This is a genomic window from Cupriavidus sp. GW821-FHT02F09 (genome assembly GCF_059421605.1).
On the sequence record NZ_JBWKVH010000001.1, the window covers coordinates 192,432 to 209,129 of the forward strand.

Genomic DNA, 16,698 nt, shown 5'->3' on the forward strand with positions numbered 1-16,698 from the left:
GGCCGGCTCTTGCCGGATTTGATTGCTATTTAAAAATCTGAGTTATCAGATAAATAACGAAGAAAAATCCTGGCAAGGCATTACAGGACAGCACCTTTGGCCGGTTTTTCAGCCGTCTTCGCGGCAACCGCAGTGGCCTGTGCGCCCTGGCTGGATGCGCCCGAGGTGCTGTTCAGCGCGATGATGCGAGCGATTTCAGCATCGGCTTGCTCCCCATAGCCACGGTAGACATTGGTGCTGTAGGTGGTTTTCTTGACCGCGCCGAGTTGCGCGCCGCTGCGGTCCCTGGTGTCCACGTCGACCTGCATCGACAAGCCGATCTGCAGCGGGTGCGCACGCAGCTCCGCCGGGTCGAGCTCGATGCGGGCGGGCAGGCGTTGCACGACCTTGATCCAGTTGCCGGTGGCGTTTTGTGCCGGCAACGCCGAGAACGCGCTGCCGGTGCCGGCGGAGAAGCCCACCACGCGGCCGTGATAGCGCACGCTGCTGCCGTACACGTCCGCGCGCAGCACAACCGGCTGGCCGATTCGCATGTGCTGGAGCTGTACTTCCTTGAAGTTGGCATCCACCCACACGCCATCCAGCGGGACGATGGCCATCATCGGCGCGCCCGGGGCTACGCGCTGGCCGACCTGCACCGAGCGGCGCGCCACATAGCCCGTGACCGGCGCCGGCAGCGTGTTGCGCGCCAGGGCGAGATGCGCGTCGCGCAGCTTGGCGGCGGCGGCCTGTACGGCAGGGTGCTCGGCGACCGTGGTCTGGTCGGTCATGGTGCGGTTGGAGGCAAGTTGCTGGCGGGCGGCTTCGAGCGTGGCCTCGGCGGTCTTGACCGCGTCGCGGGCGTGGGCCACGTCTTCCGCGGACACGGCCCCGGTTTCCGTCACCTGGCTGCGGCGCTGGAAGTTGTCGCGGGCCTTGGCCAGGTCGGCCTGGCGCTGCTGGATCGCGGCTTGATAGACGTTGTTGTTGACGTAGAGGGCGCTGACCTGGCGCACCGTTTGCGCGAGCTGAGCCTGGGCATTGCCCAGCGCGACCTGCGCATCGGCCGGGTCGAGGTTGACCACGGCTTCGCCGGCCTGGACGATCTGCGTGTCGTCGGCGTTGACGCTGATCACGGTGCCGCTGACCTGCGGCGTGAGCTGCACGAGGTTGCCGTTGACGTAGGCGTCGTCAGTGTCTTCGTGATGCACGGCGTAGGTGAAGTAGTAGCCAGCGTAGCCGCCGGCAGCAATCAGGGAGGCCAGGCCCAGCGCGGCGAGCAGGCGCTTGCGGGTGGCCATCTTGCTGGCGGGGGCGGTGCTGCTGCTGTTGTTGTTGTCGGCGGTGGTTTCGGTCTGGGTAGCTTCGGTCATTTTGATCACCTCGGTCGCTGTATCGGTGGCGTTATCGGCGTTGAGCGGTTATTGCGGTTATTGCGGTTGTTATGGCTATTGCGGCTGTTCGGGAGCGCCCGGCGCGGCGGCGCGAAGGACTGGCGGCGTGGCGCCCGCCGCGGTGGGCGCCACGCCGGGCGTATCCGTGTAGCCGCCGCCAAGAGACGCCGCCAGCGCGATCTGGCGGTCGCGGCGCGTCATGCGCAGCTGGGCCACCGCCTGGGTGCGGGCCAGCGCGCTGGTTTCCGCGTTCAGCACGGTGAGCTGGGTCGTCAGGCCCTGGCGATATTGCGCAAGGGCCAGGTCGCGCGCACGGCGGCTGTTCTGCTCGGCGCGCAGTGCATCAACCAGTTGCGCATCGATCGTGCGGATCTGGGCCAGTTGCGTCGCCACGTCGGTCAGGGCGCCGATCAGCGTTTGGTTGTAGTTCGCCACCGCCAGGTCGAATTCCGCGTAGCGGCCCTTCAACTGCGCGCGCAGCGCGCCGGCATCGAAGATCGGCAGGTGAATGGCCGGGCCGGCGCTGGCGGTGCGGCTGGCGGCGGTGAGAAAGCGGCCAAAGCCAAAGGCATCCAGGCCAATCGCGGCGCTCAGGTTGATGTCGGGGTAGAAGCTGGCCTTGGCCACCTTGATGTCGTGGGTGCTGGCATCCACGCGCCACCGTGCGGCAACGATGTCGGGGCGGCGCGAGACCAGGTCGGCCGGGAGGTTGTCCGGCAGGCGCACGGCATCGCCGGGGCTCAGCGTGGGCCGCGCGAGGGCCAGCCCGCGGTCCGGGCCGCGGCCAAGCAAGGCGCCCAGCTGGTAGCGGGCATTGAGGATGGCGCCATTGAGTGCCGTGACCACCGCGTTGCTGGCGTCGAGGTTGGCGTCGGCGGTGCGTTGTTCCACTTCGGTGTCCAGGCCGGAGGCGGCGCGGGCGCGGGTAATGCGGGCCAGCGCGCTGCGCTGGCTGACTTCGTCCTGGGCGATGTCGAGCAGGGCGTACAGGCGGGCCAGTTCGTTATAGGCGCGGGCCACGGCCGAGCTGACGGACAGGCGGACCTGTTCCGATTCCGCCTCGGCGGCGCGGCGGGCGGAGACCGACGAGGCCAGCGCTTCGCGGTTCTTGCCCCACAGGTCGAGTTCATAGGCGGCGCTGATCACGCCACGGTTTTCGGTCTGCCAGGAACCCGCGACTGGCGGCGGCACCATGGCCGTGGCCGAGTACTGCTGGCGCGTCAAGGCGTAACCGGCATCCACGCGCGGCAAGGTGTTGGCATTGGCGCCTTCGCTGTAGGCAGCGGCGGCGGCCAGGCGAGCCTTGGCCATGTCGATCGACGGGCTGCCTTCGAGCGCCTCGGCAATCAGCGCGCGCAGCTGCGCGTCGCCGAACTGGGCGGCCCAGTCGGCCGCGGGCCAGTGGCCTTGCTCGGGGGGCAGGCTGGCGGTGGTTTCCAGCGCGGTGGGCTCGGCGACGTGCTTGTCGCTGGAGATGCCCGCGTAGCTGGCGCAGCCGGCCAGCCAGGCGCTGAGCAGCAGGGGCAGGACCTTGGCGGAGCGCAGGGCGCGGCCAGTCGTTCGAGAAGTCTGCGTTTTCATTTTCTGATTTGTCAGATAAATGGTTAAAAAAAGACGCGCTCAGGCGGCCGAGAATTTGTCGAGCAGGCGCAACAATTCGTTGAACTCGCTCTTGCTGAAATCCTTGAGGCGCGCATTGAGCACCTCGGGGGCGATCTCCGGGATCTGGTCGGCAACGCTGTGGCCCTTGGCGGTGAGCTCCAGGTTCACCACGCGGCGGTCATCCACGCTGCGCGAGCGGGTCAAGAGGCCCTTGTGCTCCAGCTTGTCGAGGATGCGGGTCATCAGGCCTGTGTCGATCACCAGCAGCTTGCTCAGCTCGAACGGGGTGGTGGCCGTGCCGCGCGACAGCGACAGCAGGATGCCCATCTGCTGGGCGGTGATATCCAGCTCCTTCAGGGCCGCGTCCATCTCCATCAGCACAAGATTGCGGGCCTTGTTGAGATAAAAACCGACGCTATCCGTCAGGTTGAAAGTCCCTTTCGTGTAGTGCTTCATGGCTGCCTCCCGTCTTCCGTCTGCTGGCTGGATAATATTTGATAAGTCAGATAAATTCAAGGTCAGAATCTACATTGTTTAGCGCGTGCGGAGAAGGCGGCCCGCAGGTTACCAATGCGCCGCTTCCCGGCACGGATGGCTACGCATGCACCTCGCGGCTGGCGAAATACCGGGCCGGAGAATCGCCAAACGCACGGCGGAACATGGCGATGAAGTTGCTTGGCGTGGCGTAGCCCAGCGCCTGCGCAACCTCGCCCACGGCCTCGCCGCGCGCGAGCCGCTCCAGCGCCAGGGTGAGGCGCGCCTGCTGCCGCCAGTTGGCAAAACTCAGGCCGGTCTCGCCCAGGAACAGGCGGGACAGCGTGCGGGCAGACAAGCCGGCCCAGGCCGCCCATTCCACCAGGCTGCGGTGATCGTCGGGCTGCGCCAGGATGGCGTCGCTGATGCGGCAGGCACGCCGGTCGCTGGGCAGCGGCAGGTGCAGGGGTTGTTGTGGCGCCTGCCGGATCTCATCGAGCAGCACGGCGATGATCCGCTCCTGTGCGGCGTCCAGCGTGAACGGCGAAGGCCACGACGCAGCGCGGCTGATCAGCGCGCGCATGACATCGCTGGTCCCTACCACGCAGGGCATGCCGGGCAGGTCTTGTGCCGCGGCGGGCGCGATCCACACATTCCAGCCGCTCAGCACGCCGCTGATCGTGACCCGATGCATTTCTCCCGGCGGCATCCAGCCAGCCCGCTGAGCGGGCAGCAGCCAGGAGCCGCGCCGCGTGCGGACATGTACCAGGCCGTTGTCGATGCAGAACAGCTGGCCGCGCACGTGGCTGTGCCAGCCCAGTTCACGCGTACCGAGCCGGAACTCGTTGTCCGCCTTGTCGGCGCCGCGCATGGCAATCAGGGCAGGGCCGTCCGGCTGTTCGCTGGTGTCGGCAAAGGCGGCCAGCAGGCTTTCCGTTTCCGCCGTCACGCGGGCTGAGGACGCAGGATGGGATGGATGCGACGACATGGCTGAAACTCATTATTTTTAGGCAGGATAACGATATCGAGTCTACCCGAATCCGCCGGATACTTGCTCCCAAGGCGCTGCCATCCACACTTCCCCGCGCCGCAGGAGATCCATATGCAGACTGCAATCCCCGCCGTACCGGCAATCCCGGCCATATCCGCAAGACCCAGCTTCCAGATTTACGACGCCAGCCGCTTTCCCATCGTGATCGGCCGCACGCCGGCCATGCAGCCGGGCTATGCAATCCAGTGGCGCGAGGAGATGACCGCGCTGGTCGAGCAGGGCCGGCCCTTCGTCCTGATCCATGATCAGCGGCCAGCGGAGGAAACGCATGAGGACCGCAAGCAGCGCGCCTTGTGGCTGAAACAGTACAAGGCGCCGCTCGGCGCGGTATGCAAGGCGCTGGTCCACATCGAGCCCGACCCGGTCAAGCGGGCCGCGCTCAGGGCCCAGGCGTTGCTTGCCGTCAAGGCCTTCGGCATTCCCATGGCGATTTGCGCCACCATGGCCGACGCGCTTTCGCTGGCCGCGCGGGCGCTGAACGAGACCACGCCGGATGCGTCCGCGGATGCGCAGGCACCCCGGGCAGCCGCGCGTTGAGCGCTGTACAACCACCGTCATGGCCCAAACCGCGACATTCTCCGTGCCTATGAAACCACTGCACATCACCATCGTCGGCGCCGGCCTGGGAGGCTTATGCCTGGCGCAAGGGCTCAAGCAGCGCGGCATCGCCTTCGATGTCTATGAGCGCGACACCGCACTGGCCAGCCGTACGCAGGGCTACCGCATCCGGATCGACCACGCTGGCCAAGAGGCCTTGAAGGGTTGCCTGCCGGCGGCTTTGTTCAGCGTGTTCCAGTCGACCAGCGCCATCCCCAACGCTGGCGTCAACATAGTCGACACCGGGCTCGAGGCTGTCAGCGGCAGGTGGGTGGAGGCGTGGCGGCGTGGCCGGGGCGATGCGTCCGCCGCAGCGGAAGTGGAAGCAGAAGCGGAAGCGGAAGCGGAAGACCTGAGCGTGAACCGCCAGACGCTGCGCGAAGTCCTGATGCATGGCATCGAGGACCGGGTGCATTTCGGCAAGGTATTTGTGCGTTACCGCGAGGACGGAGACGCTCGCGTGCAAACGGGCTTCTCCGATGGTTCATCCACTGTATCGGACCTGCTCGTCGCGGCGGATGGCGTTAATTCAAGGGTGCGCCGGCGGCGCCTGCCGGGCGCGGCACCGGCCGATACCGGGTTTGCCTGCCTCTATGGCAAGACCTATCCCACGCCTGCCACGCTGGTGCGGCTATCCGGCTTGCTGCCGGCCAGGACGTCGATCGTCTTTGGCGATGGCCTGGCCGTCATCATCGATCCGATGCGGTTCCGCCCGCCGCCCGCGGGGTACCGCCTGAGCATGCCTGGCGACTACCTCTACTGGGCCATCGTCGGCGCGCGCGAAACCCTTGGCATCGGCTGGGAAGCCGGAGACGCGTTGCAACAGGACGCGCTTGCCGCGCGCCTCGAACGCATCTCGGCTGGGTGGCATGCCGGGCTGTGCCCGCTGTTCCAGCTGAGCGATCGAGCCTCGCTGGCCATGGTGCCCGTCAGGGCGGCAGATGTGCCCGCTGCCTGGCCAAGCAGTGCTGTCACGGTGTTGGGAGACGCCATCCATGCCATGAGCCCGGCCGGCGGCCTGGGGGCAAACACGGCGCTGCACGATGCGCTCCTGCTATCGCGGCAGCTGGGCGAGGCCGCCGCCGGCCGCCGCTCGCTGCGGGCGGCCATTGGCGGCTACGAAACAGCGATGCGGGAATACAGCGCGCGCGCCATCCTGGCGTCGCAGCGCGGGACAGAGGTGTTGCTGGGCGCCAGCGGCCGGCAAGCGGAGCGGGTCCTGGCCGGCTAGGCGTGGTGATCTGGGAAGGCGGTGACGCGACCTGGCGCACACAAGCGCACCCAGCGCGGCCAAGCGAAGGGGCCGCGCGCGGTTGCCGCCGCAAAGATCCGAACCCGGGGCGCTATTGCCCGGGAGCGAGCATTGCCACGCGGCGGCGCGGCACGTGGGTGGCCGCGCCTTTCAGCTGCTCGCTACTTCGATTTCGCGCCGTCCGTGTATGGGTCGGCCTTGCCGGCCTTGGCGCCATCCGTATAGGGATCAGCCTTGCCGGCCTTGGCTCCGTCCGTATAGGGATCGGGCTTGCCTTGCGTGGCATTCAGGTCCATTTGCGTGGATTGCTTCGCACCATCCGTGTACGGATCGAACTTGCCGGTTTTCGCCCCATCTGTATAGGGATCGGCCTTGCCGGCCTTGGCCCCGTCGGTGTACGGGTCGAACTTCTTCTGCTGGCCATAGCTCAGGCCTGAAGCCGTTGCGGCGGCGACAAGTAACGTCAACGTGAGTACTCTGCGCATCTCTTGCTCCGGTGGTAAGGAGGTGGTCGCCTGTGGTTCAGCGAGGGTGCGCCCGGTCACAGGCCGGCCGGAATAGCTGGCATCTGCGCCACGCCAGGCAAGCTGGGGCGGTAACCTCGATGGGCCAGCGGGGCACGCTAGTGAAGGCAGGCCAGGGCGCATGAGAGCTCGTCCCCGCCTGCCTATGCTGCGTCCCGCACAGTTCATCCTAGGAGTGAATCCAGGGAGGCCGTAGTAAAACGTTGTAAATCCTTGTTGCGCTTTTTCCTTTCGGCCGCGCCCTTTCCCGGAGTGCGAAACGTGTGCAGCGGCCGGTGCCTTCCCCGATTTTTCTGGCTTTCCCGGCTTTCCCAGCCCTTCTTCGAGCGTATCGCCACGGTCCATGTGCGCTTTGCGCTGTATCCTGGACTTCTGGTCTCCGATCTAAAAAACCCCTTGACTATCTATCTATCAGTAGATAATATTCAACACATGGAAGCCGCTGTTCCGCCCCAGCAAGAAAAGCTGCAGCAGGAAAGAGGATCCAGCGCAGCACCCGGGGAATTCCCGTTTTTTTTGGCCAGCTCATCTATCTACTAGTAGATAACAGGCGAAGGAAGCGAAGGGTTCCAAAGCGTACCGATTCGATTCCGCCCAAGCGCGGGTCCTCAAATGCAAATGGAGAACATCATGACCTCGAACCTCTTCGCCAAGACCCTGATCACCGCCGCCGCCCTTGCTGCTGCTTTCGTTGCCGGCACTGCCCAGGCTTCAGGCCCGAAGGACAGCACGTTCTCGGGTGACAAGTACGGCTACGTGTTCCGCACCACCACGCCCGACGCCTTCACCGACGGCGCGCGCAGCGGCAAGTTCGACCCGTTCACCGAAGGCGCACGCGTTGGCAAGGCTGACCCGTACACGGACGGTGCCCGCATCGTGGCCGGCCTGGACCGCACGGGTGTGTCGGCTAGCCCGGCCCGCAGCGTTGACGCTTATACCGACGGTGCGCGCAGCGGCAAGTTCGACCCGTTCACCGAAGGCGCACGCGTTGGCAAGGCTGACCCGTACACGGATGGTGCCCGCGTGGTAGCCGGCCTGGATCGCAGCGGCGTCTCCGCCAGCCCCGCCCGCAGCGTTGACGCTTACACCGATGGCGCGCGTGGCGGCAAGTTCGACGTGTTCAGCGAAGGCGCCAATGCCTGAGCGCGGCATGGGCATCCCGGCGATCGCCGCACGGATGCCCGATAGCGGTTGGGAAACAGAGTGAGCGTGAAATAGAGTAGGGGTGCATCATGAACTTACGGGACAGCTTCCTTATCCTGGCCGGCTGGGTGGTTCTCTGTGTCGCCAGTGGCTCTGCAATCACCGTGGTGGCGCAAGTGCTCCCGGCGTGAGCTGACATAGGGCGGTGATAAGCGCAATTGAGGCGTAACTTAGGCCAACTAAGCCGGCTTGTTGCGACTGCACACGAAATTGGCTTGAGGATCTATCGATAGATAGATAAGATCACGCTATGAAAACGCAATCCGTACGCGAACAACTGCTCGAACACACGTTGGTGCTTATCCGCCGGCGCGGTTTCAATGGTTTCAGCTATCGCGACCTGGCCGAGCTGGTTGGCGTGAAGACGTCGAGCATCCATTATTACTTCCCCGCCAAGGACGACCTGGTGCTGGAGGCGGTGAAGGAATACAGCGCCCGCATCTCCGAGCGGCTGCGTAGCGTGGATGCTTCGCTTCCCCCTGCCGCGCAAGCCGAGGGCTACCTAAACTTCCTGCGTACCGCGGCCTGCGGCGACCAGATCTGCCTCGCGGGCATGTTGTCCACCGAGACGCTGTGCCTGCCGGAGTCGGTTCACGCCGAGCTCAAGGCGTTCTACCGCATGAACGAGAACTGGCTGATGGGGCTGATCGAGCGCGCGCAGAAGGAATACGGCAAGGTCTACCCGGTGACGGCTCGCGCGCTGGCGCAGGTGATCTACGGCGCGCTGCAGAACGGCCTGATCGTTGCGCGGCTGTTTGGGGCGCCTGAGCGGCTGGAGTCCGCCGCGGACCTGCTGATGGCTTCGGTATCCGAGTAAGACGGACAAGACGTACAAGACGGACAAGACGTATCAAATATCCGGGAAGTATCGGACGAGATGGCAGCCCGCTGCTGGCACATGAAAAAGCCGACCTGTCGAGGTCGGCTTTTTGTTTGCATCTGAGCGCCGCGTTTCAACCTGCTGCGTGCTTGGGCACCTGCCACGTCTCGTCGGACTCCTGCACGCGGCCGTCCTCCACCAGCTTGAGCAGGTGCGCCAGCAGCGAGCGCTTTGCCACCGGGAGCATGCGCTCCGGCACGTCGTCGTAGACGCGCAGGAGCAGGGCGTCGATGCCGGTCTCGCCAAGCTCCCGTAGCCCGTTGAGCACCTTTGCCTCACGCTGCATGCGATGGCGGATCAAGGTGCGGATGGCATCCACGGGCCGGGGCATCAGGAAGCCGTGGCCGGGCGCGAGCCATTCCAGGTCTTCGTCCTGCAACGCGGCCAGCGAGGCCAGGTACGCGCGCATGTCACCGTCGGGCGGATTGATGACGACGGTGGATCCCTGCATCACGTGGTCGCCGGTGAACAGGGTCTTTTCTTCCTCGAGCAGGAAGCAAAGATGATTGGATGCATGGCCCGGCGTGTGGACGACACGCAGCGTGCAGCCTTCGCCCAGCGCCAGGCGCTCGCCGTGCGCCAGGATGCGCTCGGGCTGGAAGGTCTGGTCCTGGCGTGGCGTCTGCGGCGCGGGGCGGCCCAGCACCGGCGCGCCGGTGGCGGCCTTGAGCCTGGATGCCGCCGGCGAGTGGTCGATGTGGGTGTGGGTGGCCAGGATCCAGCGGATCGGGCCTGGCGCGGCCGCCAGCACGGCGGCCACATGGGCTTCGTCGTCGGGGCCCGGATCGATCACGGCCCATTCGTTGCGCGCCGGATCGCCCACGAAATACGTATTGGTGCCGGGCCCGGTCATCACGCTGCCATTGCCGGCGGTGACGCGCCAGATGCGCTCGGACAGGCGTACCGCGGCGCCGGTCGCCAGCTCATAGCGCGCATGGCCCTGGCCTTGCGGGTCGATGCGCTCGATCTCGGCATAGGCGGGCTCGCTGGGCAGCACGGGCCGCAGGCCACCGCCGCCTTGGGCCAGGCGCGGCATGATGCGCGCAATGTCGCGCAGCTGCGCCGCATGGTCAAAGCAGGCCTGAGCAGTGTCGAAGCGGGCAATCGACGCTAGCGTGCGCCGCGTGACGGCCACCAGCTTCAGGCCGCGCGCCGGATCGATGGCATCGCTCGGGCGTATCCAGAGATGCTCCACGGCCTCGTCGCCATCGTGCGTGGCGGACTGGCCGGCGGGCGCCACGGCCACGAAAAAACGCGTGTCGAAGCGCTTGGGCAAGCCGGGTGGCGTCAGCCAGTGGCTGTGATACGCCAGGCGGTCCACAGCCAGGCGCACGCCAAGGCGCTCGCAGAGCTGCGCCATGCCCGGCCCACCGCTGCGCGCGGATTGCCGCAGCCATGCCTGCTGCGTGGCATCCAGCGTGTCCAGCGCGATCAGCTTGCCGCTGGCATCGCTCGCGAACAGCAGGCCGGCTTCCTCGAAACACTCGCGCACGGCTGCCAGGTAGAAATCCAGGCCGCCGTCAGGCAGCTTGAGACGGGTGCTGGCCGCGGCATCGTCCAGGCCGGCGCTGGCGTCGTGCAGGGTCTTGTCTTGGGGGTCGAGCGTGCCGCCGGGAAAGACGAAGGCGCCGCTGCTGCGGTCATCGTCGCGCTCGGGGCGACGCACCAGCAGCACTTCCATGCCGGCCGCGCCATCGCGCACTACCAGGATGCTTGCGGCTTGACGCAGCGAGGGGGATCGTAAAGGAGGGGTGTTTCCGCTCTGTTCTTGTTCGCGCATATGGGGCGGTTCCTGATGGACTGGCTAGGATCAGGCGACAGTGTAGCGGCATCGCACGGTTATGCCACCAAGGGAAAGCGAGGACGGTAAGCCGTTAGCGGGGCCGTCCCGCACTTGCGGGCAGGACGGCTGCGGTGCTGATTACTGCTGGTTGGACGTTGTTTTGTTCATCGCTGCGAATTGCTGCGTGAGGTAGGTTTTGGTGGAGTTCATCCGGGTCATCATCAGGTCAAGCTGCTGGAACTGCGCGCGATAGCGTGCCATCGTGGCGTCGATCCCCGCGGAGGTGCGGGTGTAGGCGCTGTCGAGGTCCTTCAGGTTGGTGTTGAGGCCTTCGGTGGCCGTCGTCAGCGCGCCCTTTGTGGCACTGAACGATTTCACCATTTCCGTCAGTTGATTGCCATAGCCGGACTTGCCGTCGGCACCGCTGAACAGCTGCGCCACGCCGGTCCGGTTGGTGGCGAGCGCCTTGTTCAGCTTGGCGGTGTCGAGCCCCATGGAGCCGTCGGCCTTGAACGAGATCCCGATCTGGGTCAGGTTGACCAGGCTGGAGTCGCTGGTGGCGGTCTGCGGCGCGTTGAACACGGAGCGCAACTGGTTCTGGATCGTGCGCAGCGTAGCATCGCCCAGCAGCGGCGACTGCGTGCCCTTGTTGCTCTTGTCGAAGGCGGACAGCTTCGCGGCGGTGCTTTGCAGCGTGTTGTAGGCCGTGACAAAGCTCTGTACGGCGGTAGCCATCGTCCCGGTGTCGGTGACGGCGGTCACCGTGCTATCGCCCTTGCTCAGCAGGTTCAGCGTCAGGCCCGGCGCGGCGCCTTGCACCGAGTTGGTCGGGCTGCTCACGTCGATGCCGTTGATGTTCAGCTTGGCATCGAGGGCCTCGATGTTCTGCTTCATCGCCTTGGTGCCGGCCGGGTCATACGCCAGCAAGCCGGCAATGGTGCTGGGGTCGCCGGCGCCGTTGCTGTCCACGGAGATGCGCATGCTGGACTTGGCGCCCGTGGTGTTGGACGTCAGTACCATGCGGTACGGCGTGCTGCCGCCATCGTTGACGATGCTGGCGGTTACGCCCGAGTTGGATGCATTGATCGCATCGCGGATGCCGGCCAGCGTATTGTTGGTGCCGTTGATGTTGATCGAGGCAGGCTTGGCGGTGCCGGGCGTGAAGACGGCGCCCTCGGTGGTGCCGAATTCGATCGTGATCTTGGCGCTGCCCAGCAACTGGCCCGTGCTGTCGGTGATGCCATTGGACACCAGCGTTTGCGACTGCGCCAGCTGCGACACCTTGACGGCATAGCTGCCCGCCAAGGCGGACTTGTCGGCCACGACGCCCAGCACGCCGGTATTGCTGGAGGTGGTGGTGCTGCTGTTGTACAGGCTCGCCGAGCCGAGCGCGCTGGCGGCATTCTGGAACGAAGCCAGCGCGCCTTGCAGCAGACCATAAGCGGAGAGCTTGGTGGTGTGGACGGTGGCCTTCTTGGTCAGGGCAGTGAGCTTGGTCTCTTCCGCCTTTTGCAGATTGTCCAGCAAGGTGCTCAGGTCCAGCTGGGACCCGACTCCTATCGAGGAAATAGCCATGGTTGCAATCCCTTAATTGCATGTTGGAGGAGGCCGGCCCGCCGAAGCGGCCCGGCTGGTCAGGAGAGCCAGTTGCGCGCGGATGATACGGCCGGCACGCAGGGCTTCCTCGGGCGAGGTACTGATCGATGGCGTCGCCATAAGCGTGCGCTGTATTGCGACAAGCCGCTGGTTCCTGGCAGGAAATCCGGTGCCAGTGGCCTGGCTGTCGCGTCGCCCTTGATGTTGTCGACACGAGGGTAGATACGGATACGCCGGGACAGCCGTGGGACGCCACTGGCCATTAAGATGCTGCTGATTTCACCCCGGCTCGCTGATCTGTCGGCTGTGGGCGCCGATCTTGTCCTCGTTTCGCGCTGAAGATGTGCGCATCGACCGAAAACCAGGGGGTAATCCCGATCGTGTGCTTCACTCTTCACGCTCAAGATCGTAGCGGCGTGGGCCTGGGGCCAATTGAGTGAATAAGGGGTGAAAGTCCGCGCATATCGTTTGGGTCGGCGCCGCCCACGGCGTGTCGCCAACCGCAGCGAAACCCATCGCCGGGCCTGCAAAAAAATGCACTGCGGGACCGTCAATTTGCCATTAAGTTTGAGAGGGAGATGCCGATATGGACCGCAAGGGTTTGCTCGACGCAGCGGCGGTACTGGAAGACTTGGCGGCCGGCCAGCAGCCTGACCCGGCGCGCCTGGCGGCTGGCGCGCAGGCGCTGGAGGCCATGCACGCCGACCACCCCTCATGGCGCGACATGACCGACGCCGCCTTTGGCCTGCAGGCGCTGGCCGCGGGTGGCGCGCTCGGCCTGGACGCGAAGGGGCGCGCACGCGCGGCCCGCCTGGCGGAGGTCGTGCGCAGCCTGGTCGATCCGTTGTAGGACCAGCTGGCGGCGGTGCCTAAGAGGCCGTTTCAAGATGAAGCGAAGCGGTTCTGGCCAGGCGCGCGGCCGCAGACAGCACAAGCGGATCGGCCAAGGCCGCGCGACGACGCCAGCATCGTTTTGAAATGGCCTCTAAGCCAGCGACAGGACGATGACCGCCGCGCCAATGACGGCAACCAGGTCCTCGATGACCGCCGCCGGCAGGTCCCTGCCGAATATCGCCGCAAGGCGCGCGCGCACCGCCGCGCCGCCGAGCGTGCCGATCACCGCGCCCACGGCGCCAAGAATGCCCCCTCCCACCAGCATGCCGCCACCCGCCCCGATCGTGGCCCCGCACAGCGCCCCCGAGAGAATGCGCGCGCCGAACTGCGGCGGCACCTTGCGGCTCGGCGTGCCGGGCAGCTTGTCGGTGATGAGCTCCACTGCGGCCAGCACGCTGAAGACCCATGGCGTGAACCGATAGCCCATGAAGGCAAGCCAGCTGCCCGACAGATCCAGCAAGCCCGCGTGGACCGCCCAGCTGACGGCGGCAGGCGCCGTCATGGCGCGCAGGCCAGCCACGATGCCGATAAAAAGCGAGAGCACGTACAGGGTCATGGCGTCTGTCCTCAATCAAGGCTGACAACGGTGGCATGGCTGTGACGCGGTGAGCTTAAGGCCGGGCCGTGCGTGGGCACGTGCGCTAACCCACATGGCGAGTATGCCAGCGGCGCATGGCGAAGCAAGCGCCCGAGCAAGAAGACGCGGGCTCGCCGGGGACTTGAGTTGCATCTTCCCTAGGTGCCTCGGCATCGGGAAAACCATTATTTGATATGGAATCAAAAAACAATAACATTTATTGAGTCTATATCAATTTAACGGGAAGGCATCCGTTGCCGAAGCCGCCTGTCGGGCAACGGCACGATAGCCCGCGGGCCGATCGCAGCTCGCGGACCAGACCCGATCAAGGAGGAGCAATGAAGAAAGCACTGGCCATGGCCGCGGCCACGCTGGCGGCACTGACCCACGGGCGGGCGCACGCCCAGTCGTCCGTCACGATGTATGGCGTGGTGGACGCGGGCGTCGAATACCTGAACCGCGTGCCGAACGCGGCAAAGCAGGGGGACGGCCTGTTCCGCATGACTTCCGGCAACATTGCCGGCAGCCGCTGGGGCATGCGTGGGGTGGAGGATCTCGGTGGCGGCCTGAAGGGTGTCTTTGTGCTGGAAGGCGGCATGATGCTCGATACCGGAGTGTCCTCGCAGGGCGGCCGGATCTTTGGACGCAAGGCCTATGTCGGCTTCGACAGCAGCACGTATGGCCAGTTCACGCTGGGCCGGCATCACAACCTGATGTTCGACCTGGTCATCTCGTTCGACCCGATGTTCTTCGCGCCGAAGTACTCGTCGTTCAGCCACGACAGCTGGCTGGCGGGTCGCGTGGACAACGCGGCCAAGTACACCGGCAAGTTTGGCGGGCTGACCGTAGCGGCGCTGTATAGCTTCGGGGTGGACTCCACGGTGGCCAACGGTTCGGAGGTGCCGGGCAACAGCCGCGTGGGGCGCGACATGAGCGCGGGCTTTACTTACCAGGCCGGCCGTTTTCGCGTGGGCGGCGTGTATGACCAGCTCAATGGCAACAGCGCCGCGACGGCCGGCAAGACCGAGCGGCGCTATGTCGGGACGGCCGCGGTGGATCTGGAGGCGGTCAGCATCTATGTGGGCTACCGCAGGCTGGCGAGCCAGTTGCTGGCGTCGATGTCGCGCACGGACCTGATGTGGACCGGCGTGAACTGGAACCTGGCGCCGGCCGTTGCGCTGACCGGCGCCGTGTACAAGACCAATGACCGCACCTCGGCCAAGGACCCGATCTCCTTTGTGCTGTCGGTCGACTACCGGTTCTCCAAGCGTACCGATGCCTACCTGACGGCCTCCTACACAAAGAACAGCGGCGGCTCCGCGCTTAGCGCCAACGGTTACGACGGCTCGATCGTCCCTGGCGCCAATCAGCTTGGCACGGTGGTGGGCCTGCGGCACAGCTTTTGAGTGGCGGCGTCTAGCGCGCTTGTCGCCGGGCACATCTGGCACTTTCCCGTGCGGCTAATGCTGGCTCTTCGCGGCTGCCCGTCGATATGACGATGCAGCCGCTTTTTTGTTCATGGCCGGGCGCCGGCTGCGTAGCGGTGGGGCAAGGTTTACCATTAATTGACATGCACTCAAATAATGTCTAAATTATTGAGACGGTAGCATTTAATCAAAGGAGACGCCGTGACGGAGCAGAACAAGGCACAGGTAACAGCGGGCATGCGTGGCGCGTCGTGGGATGCACGACTGATGACGCGTCCTTACCAGATGGTCCCCTATGCGCTGGGTACCGCGGACGGCCAGCGCACGCTCGGCTTTCTCTTCACGGCGACCGGCAAGGAAAAGACCGTCGTTTCCATCATGCACCCCCGCGAGATGGCGATCACGCACTATCTCGTGCCGTTCATTCTCGACGCCGGCTGCGCCTGCTGGGTGCAGGGCCCCCGGTCGATCGGCAACGACCTGCGGCTGGAGCATGAGATCGCGTTGTTCGACGTGGCGGCAGGCATGACGCACCTGCGCGAGCTGGGTTTTGCGCGCATCGTGCTGCTGGGCAATTCCGGCGGCGCTTCGCTGTACACCTTCTACAACCAGCAGGCGCTCGCGCCGGCTGCGCAGCGCATCGCGCGGACCCCGGGTGGCCGTCCGACCAACCTGGCCGAGCTGCAGATGCCCACGGTTGACGGCATGATCCTGATCTCTCCGCATCCCGGGCAGGGCAAGCTTTTGATGACCGGGCTCGATCCCTCCGTGGTCGACGAGAACGACCCGATGCAAACCGATGCGTCGCTCGATCCGTTCTCCGCGGCGAACGGCTTCGACGCCGCGAGTGGACGCGGCAGCTATGCGCCGGACTTTGTCGCGCGCTACAGCGCCGCGCAGGAAGAGCGGGTGAAGCGGATCGACGAGCACGCGAGGCAACTGCTGCGCCGCAAGCAGGCCGCCCGCCAGCGCATCAAGGCAGGCGCCGGCAGCGAGCTGGACCGGCGTGTGGCCGCGCATGCGCCCATCTTCCACGTCTGGCGCACGGACGCTGACCTGCGGTCCTGGGACATCACCCTGGACCCGTCGGACCGCCAAACGGGCACGCTGTGGGGCAAGGACCCCTTTGTTTCCAACTGGGGCAGCGTTGGCTTCGCACGGGTGGTGACGCCGCAGTCCTGGCTGTCGACCTGGTCGGGCCTGACTTCCAACGCATCGCTGGACAAGACCATCGGCGCGGTGCACCAGCCCACGCTGCTGCTGGAATACACCGGCGACCAGTGCACGTTCCCGGCCGATATCGAGTCCATCTACGCGCAGATCGGCAGCACGGAAAAGCGCCATATCCGCGTGCGGGGCAATCACCATGGCATGGCACTGAGCCGCGACGAGGAGCCGGGCCAGCGTATCGCCGGGGCGCACATCGTCGAGTGGCTGCGCGAGCTGATGGTGTAAGTAAAGTCAT

General features: G+C 65.7%; 15 protein-coding genes. 7 read left to right on the forward strand and 8 right to left on the reverse strand.

The features are described 5' to 3' along the window. Positions 1-80: 80 nt before the first annotated feature. The 4 genes from AC07XB_RS01075 to AC07XB_RS01090 form a co-directional block, all read right to left on the reverse strand. Entirely contained in the window at positions 81-1,352 is a 1,272-nt protein-coding gene (locus tag AC07XB_RS01075) for an HlyD family secretion protein (RefSeq protein ID WP_492828589.1), read from the reverse strand. A gap of 75 nt (positions 1,353-1,427) precedes the next feature. Continuing rightward, on the reverse strand, positions 1,428-2,954 hold the full coding sequence (locus AC07XB_RS01080) for an efflux transporter outer membrane subunit (protein WP_492828591.1): 1,527 nt from the start codon (positions 2,952-2,954) through the stop codon (positions 1,428-1,430). 39 nt (positions 2,955-2,993) lie between these two features. Beyond that, positions 2,994-3,431 (reverse strand): MarR family winged helix-turn-helix transcriptional regulator, encoded by a 438-nt coding sequence (locus AC07XB_RS01085; protein WP_492370623.1) that lies wholly within the window; start codon positions 3,429-3,431, stop codon positions 2,994-2,996. Positions 3,432-3,570: 139 nt separating this feature from the next. Continuing rightward, positions 3,571-4,437, reverse strand: coding sequence for an AraC family transcriptional regulator (locus AC07XB_RS01090; protein WP_492370622.1), 867 nt, complete (start codon positions 4,435-4,437; stop codon positions 3,571-3,573). A 114-nt stretch (positions 4,438-4,551) separates the two neighbouring features. On the opposite strand from AC07XB_RS01090, the gene AC07XB_RS01095 reads away from it, so the two are divergent. Together AC07XB_RS01095 and AC07XB_RS01100 are read left to right on the forward strand one after the other, a co-directional pair. Then, positions 4,552-5,037 carry a hypothetical protein gene (locus tag AC07XB_RS01095; protein ID WP_492370621.1) on the forward strand — a complete coding sequence of 162 codons (486 nt, stop codon included), beginning with the start codon at positions 4,552-4,554 and terminating at the stop codon, positions 5,035-5,037. A 49-nt stretch (positions 5,038-5,086) separates the two neighbouring features. Beyond that, positions 5,087-6,328 (forward strand): FAD-dependent oxidoreductase, encoded by a 1,242-nt coding sequence (locus AC07XB_RS01100; RefSeq protein ID WP_492370803.1) that lies wholly within the window; start codon positions 5,087-5,089, stop codon positions 6,326-6,328. Positions 6,329-6,510: 182 nt separating this feature from the next. On the opposite strand, the gene AC07XB_RS01105 is transcribed toward AC07XB_RS01100, so the two are convergent. Further along, positions 6,511-6,834 carry a hypothetical protein gene (locus AC07XB_RS01105; RefSeq protein WP_150985789.1) on the reverse strand — a complete coding sequence of 108 codons (324 nt, stop codon included), beginning with the start codon at positions 6,832-6,834 and terminating at the stop codon, positions 6,511-6,513. Positions 6,835-7,503: 669 nt separating this feature from the next. Between AC07XB_RS01105 and AC07XB_RS01110 the strand changes: the two genes are divergently transcribed. Then, positions 7,504-8,016 (forward strand): copper resistance protein CopQ, encoded by a 513-nt coding sequence (locus AC07XB_RS01110; protein ID WP_492828594.1) that lies wholly within the window; start codon positions 7,504-7,506, stop codon positions 8,014-8,016. A gap of 310 nt (positions 8,017-8,326) precedes the next feature. Continuing rightward, a complete protein-coding gene (locus tag AC07XB_RS01115) occupies positions 8,327-8,893 on the forward strand; it encodes a TetR/AcrR family transcriptional regulator (RefSeq protein ID WP_492370619.1) in 567 nt (188 codons plus the stop codon). Positions 8,894-9,029: 136 nt separating this feature from the next. Here the strand turns inward: AC07XB_RS01115 and AC07XB_RS01120 are convergent, their stop codons facing one another. Then, complete coding sequence (locus AC07XB_RS01120; RefSeq protein ID WP_492370618.1) at positions 9,030-10,736, reverse strand: MBL fold metallo-hydrolase; 1,707 nt, start codon at positions 10,734-10,736, stop codon at positions 9,030-9,032. A 141-nt stretch (positions 10,737-10,877) separates the two neighbouring features. Then, complete coding sequence (fliD, locus tag AC07XB_RS01125) at positions 10,878-12,314, reverse strand: flagellar filament capping protein FliD (protein ID WP_492370617.1); 1,437 nt, start codon at positions 12,312-12,314, stop codon at positions 10,878-10,880. Between the two features lie 607 nt (positions 12,315-12,921). On the opposite strand from fliD, the gene AC07XB_RS01130 reads away from it, so the two are divergent. Beyond that, positions 12,922-13,185, forward strand: coding sequence for a hypothetical protein (locus AC07XB_RS01130; RefSeq protein ID WP_492370616.1), 264 nt, complete (start codon positions 12,922-12,924; stop codon positions 13,183-13,185). 135 nt (positions 13,186-13,320) lie between these two features. Here AC07XB_RS01130 and AC07XB_RS01135 read toward each other — a convergent pair whose 3' ends face one another. Continuing rightward, entirely contained in the window at positions 13,321-13,785 is a 465-nt protein-coding gene (locus AC07XB_RS01135; protein WP_492814975.1) for a DUF4126 domain-containing protein, read from the reverse strand. A 359-nt stretch (positions 13,786-14,144) separates the two neighbouring features. Here AC07XB_RS01135 and AC07XB_RS01140 point away from each other — a divergent pair, with 359 nt between their 5' ends. Beyond that, positions 14,145-15,212, forward strand: coding sequence for a porin (locus AC07XB_RS01140; protein ID WP_492828596.1), 1,068 nt, complete (start codon positions 14,145-14,147; stop codon positions 15,210-15,212). A 288-nt stretch (positions 15,213-15,500) separates the two neighbouring features. Then, the gene (locus AC07XB_RS01145) at positions 15,501-16,688 is read left to right on the forward strand and encodes an alpha/beta fold hydrolase (protein WP_492828627.1); all 1,188 of its coding nucleotides are present in this window, start codon (positions 15,501-15,503) and stop codon (positions 16,686-16,688) included. The last annotated feature ends 10 nt before the right edge of the window (positions 16,689-16,698 follow it).

Excerpts from the sequence above, each read along its gene's own strand:
- AC07XB_RS01075 (WP_492828589.1), bottom strand. The coding sequence starts at position 1,352 with ATGACCGAAGCTACCCAGACCGAAACCACCGCCGACAACAACAACAGC.
- AC07XB_RS01115 (WP_492370619.1), top strand. The coding sequence starts at position 8,327 with ATGAAAACGCAATCCGTACGCGAACAACTGCTCGAACACACGTTGGTG.
- AC07XB_RS01140 (WP_492828596.1), top strand. The coding sequence starts at position 14,145 with ATGAAGAAAGCACTGGCCATGGCCGCGGCCACGCTGGCGGCACTGACC.
- AC07XB_RS01100 (WP_492370803.1), top strand. The coding sequence starts at position 5,087 with ATGAAACCACTGCACATCACCATCGTCGGCGCCGGCCTGGGAGGCTTA.
- AC07XB_RS01120 (WP_492370618.1), bottom strand. The coding sequence starts at position 10,736 with ATGCGCGAACAAGAACAGAGCGGAAACACCCCTCCTTTACGATCCCCC.
- AC07XB_RS01090 (WP_492370622.1), bottom strand. The coding sequence starts at position 4,437 with ATGTCGTCGCATCCATCCCATCCTGCGTCCTCAGCCCGCGTGACGGCG.
- AC07XB_RS01080 (WP_492828591.1), bottom strand. The coding sequence starts at position 2,954 with ATGAAAACGCAGACTTCTCGAACGACTGGCCGCGCCCTGCGCTCCGCC.
- AC07XB_RS01110 (WP_492828594.1), top strand. The coding sequence starts at position 7,504 with ATGACCTCGAACCTCTTCGCCAAGACCCTGATCACCGCCGCCGCCCTT.
- fliD (WP_492370617.1), bottom strand. The coding sequence starts at position 12,314 with ATGGCTATTTCCTCGATAGGAGTCGGGTCCCAGCTGGACCTGAGCACC.
- AC07XB_RS01145 (WP_492828627.1), top strand. The coding sequence starts at position 15,501 with ATGACGCGTCCTTACCAGATGGTCCCCTATGCGCTGGGTACCGCGGAC.
- AC07XB_RS01105 (WP_150985789.1), bottom strand. The coding sequence starts at position 6,834 with ATGCGCAGAGTACTCACGTTGACGTTACTTGTCGCCGCCGCAACGGCT.
- AC07XB_RS01130 (WP_492370616.1), top strand. The coding sequence starts at position 12,922 with ATGGACCGCAAGGGTTTGCTCGACGCAGCGGCGGTACTGGAAGACTTG.
- AC07XB_RS01085 (WP_492370623.1), bottom strand. The coding sequence starts at position 3,431 with ATGAAGCACTACACGAAAGGGACTTTCAACCTGACGGATAGCGTCGGT.
- AC07XB_RS01135 (WP_492814975.1), bottom strand. The coding sequence starts at position 13,785 with ATGACCCTGTACGTGCTCTCGCTTTTTATCGGCATCGTGGCTGGCCTG.
- AC07XB_RS01095 (WP_492370621.1), top strand. The coding sequence starts at position 4,552 with ATGCAGACTGCAATCCCCGCCGTACCGGCAATCCCGGCCATATCCGCA.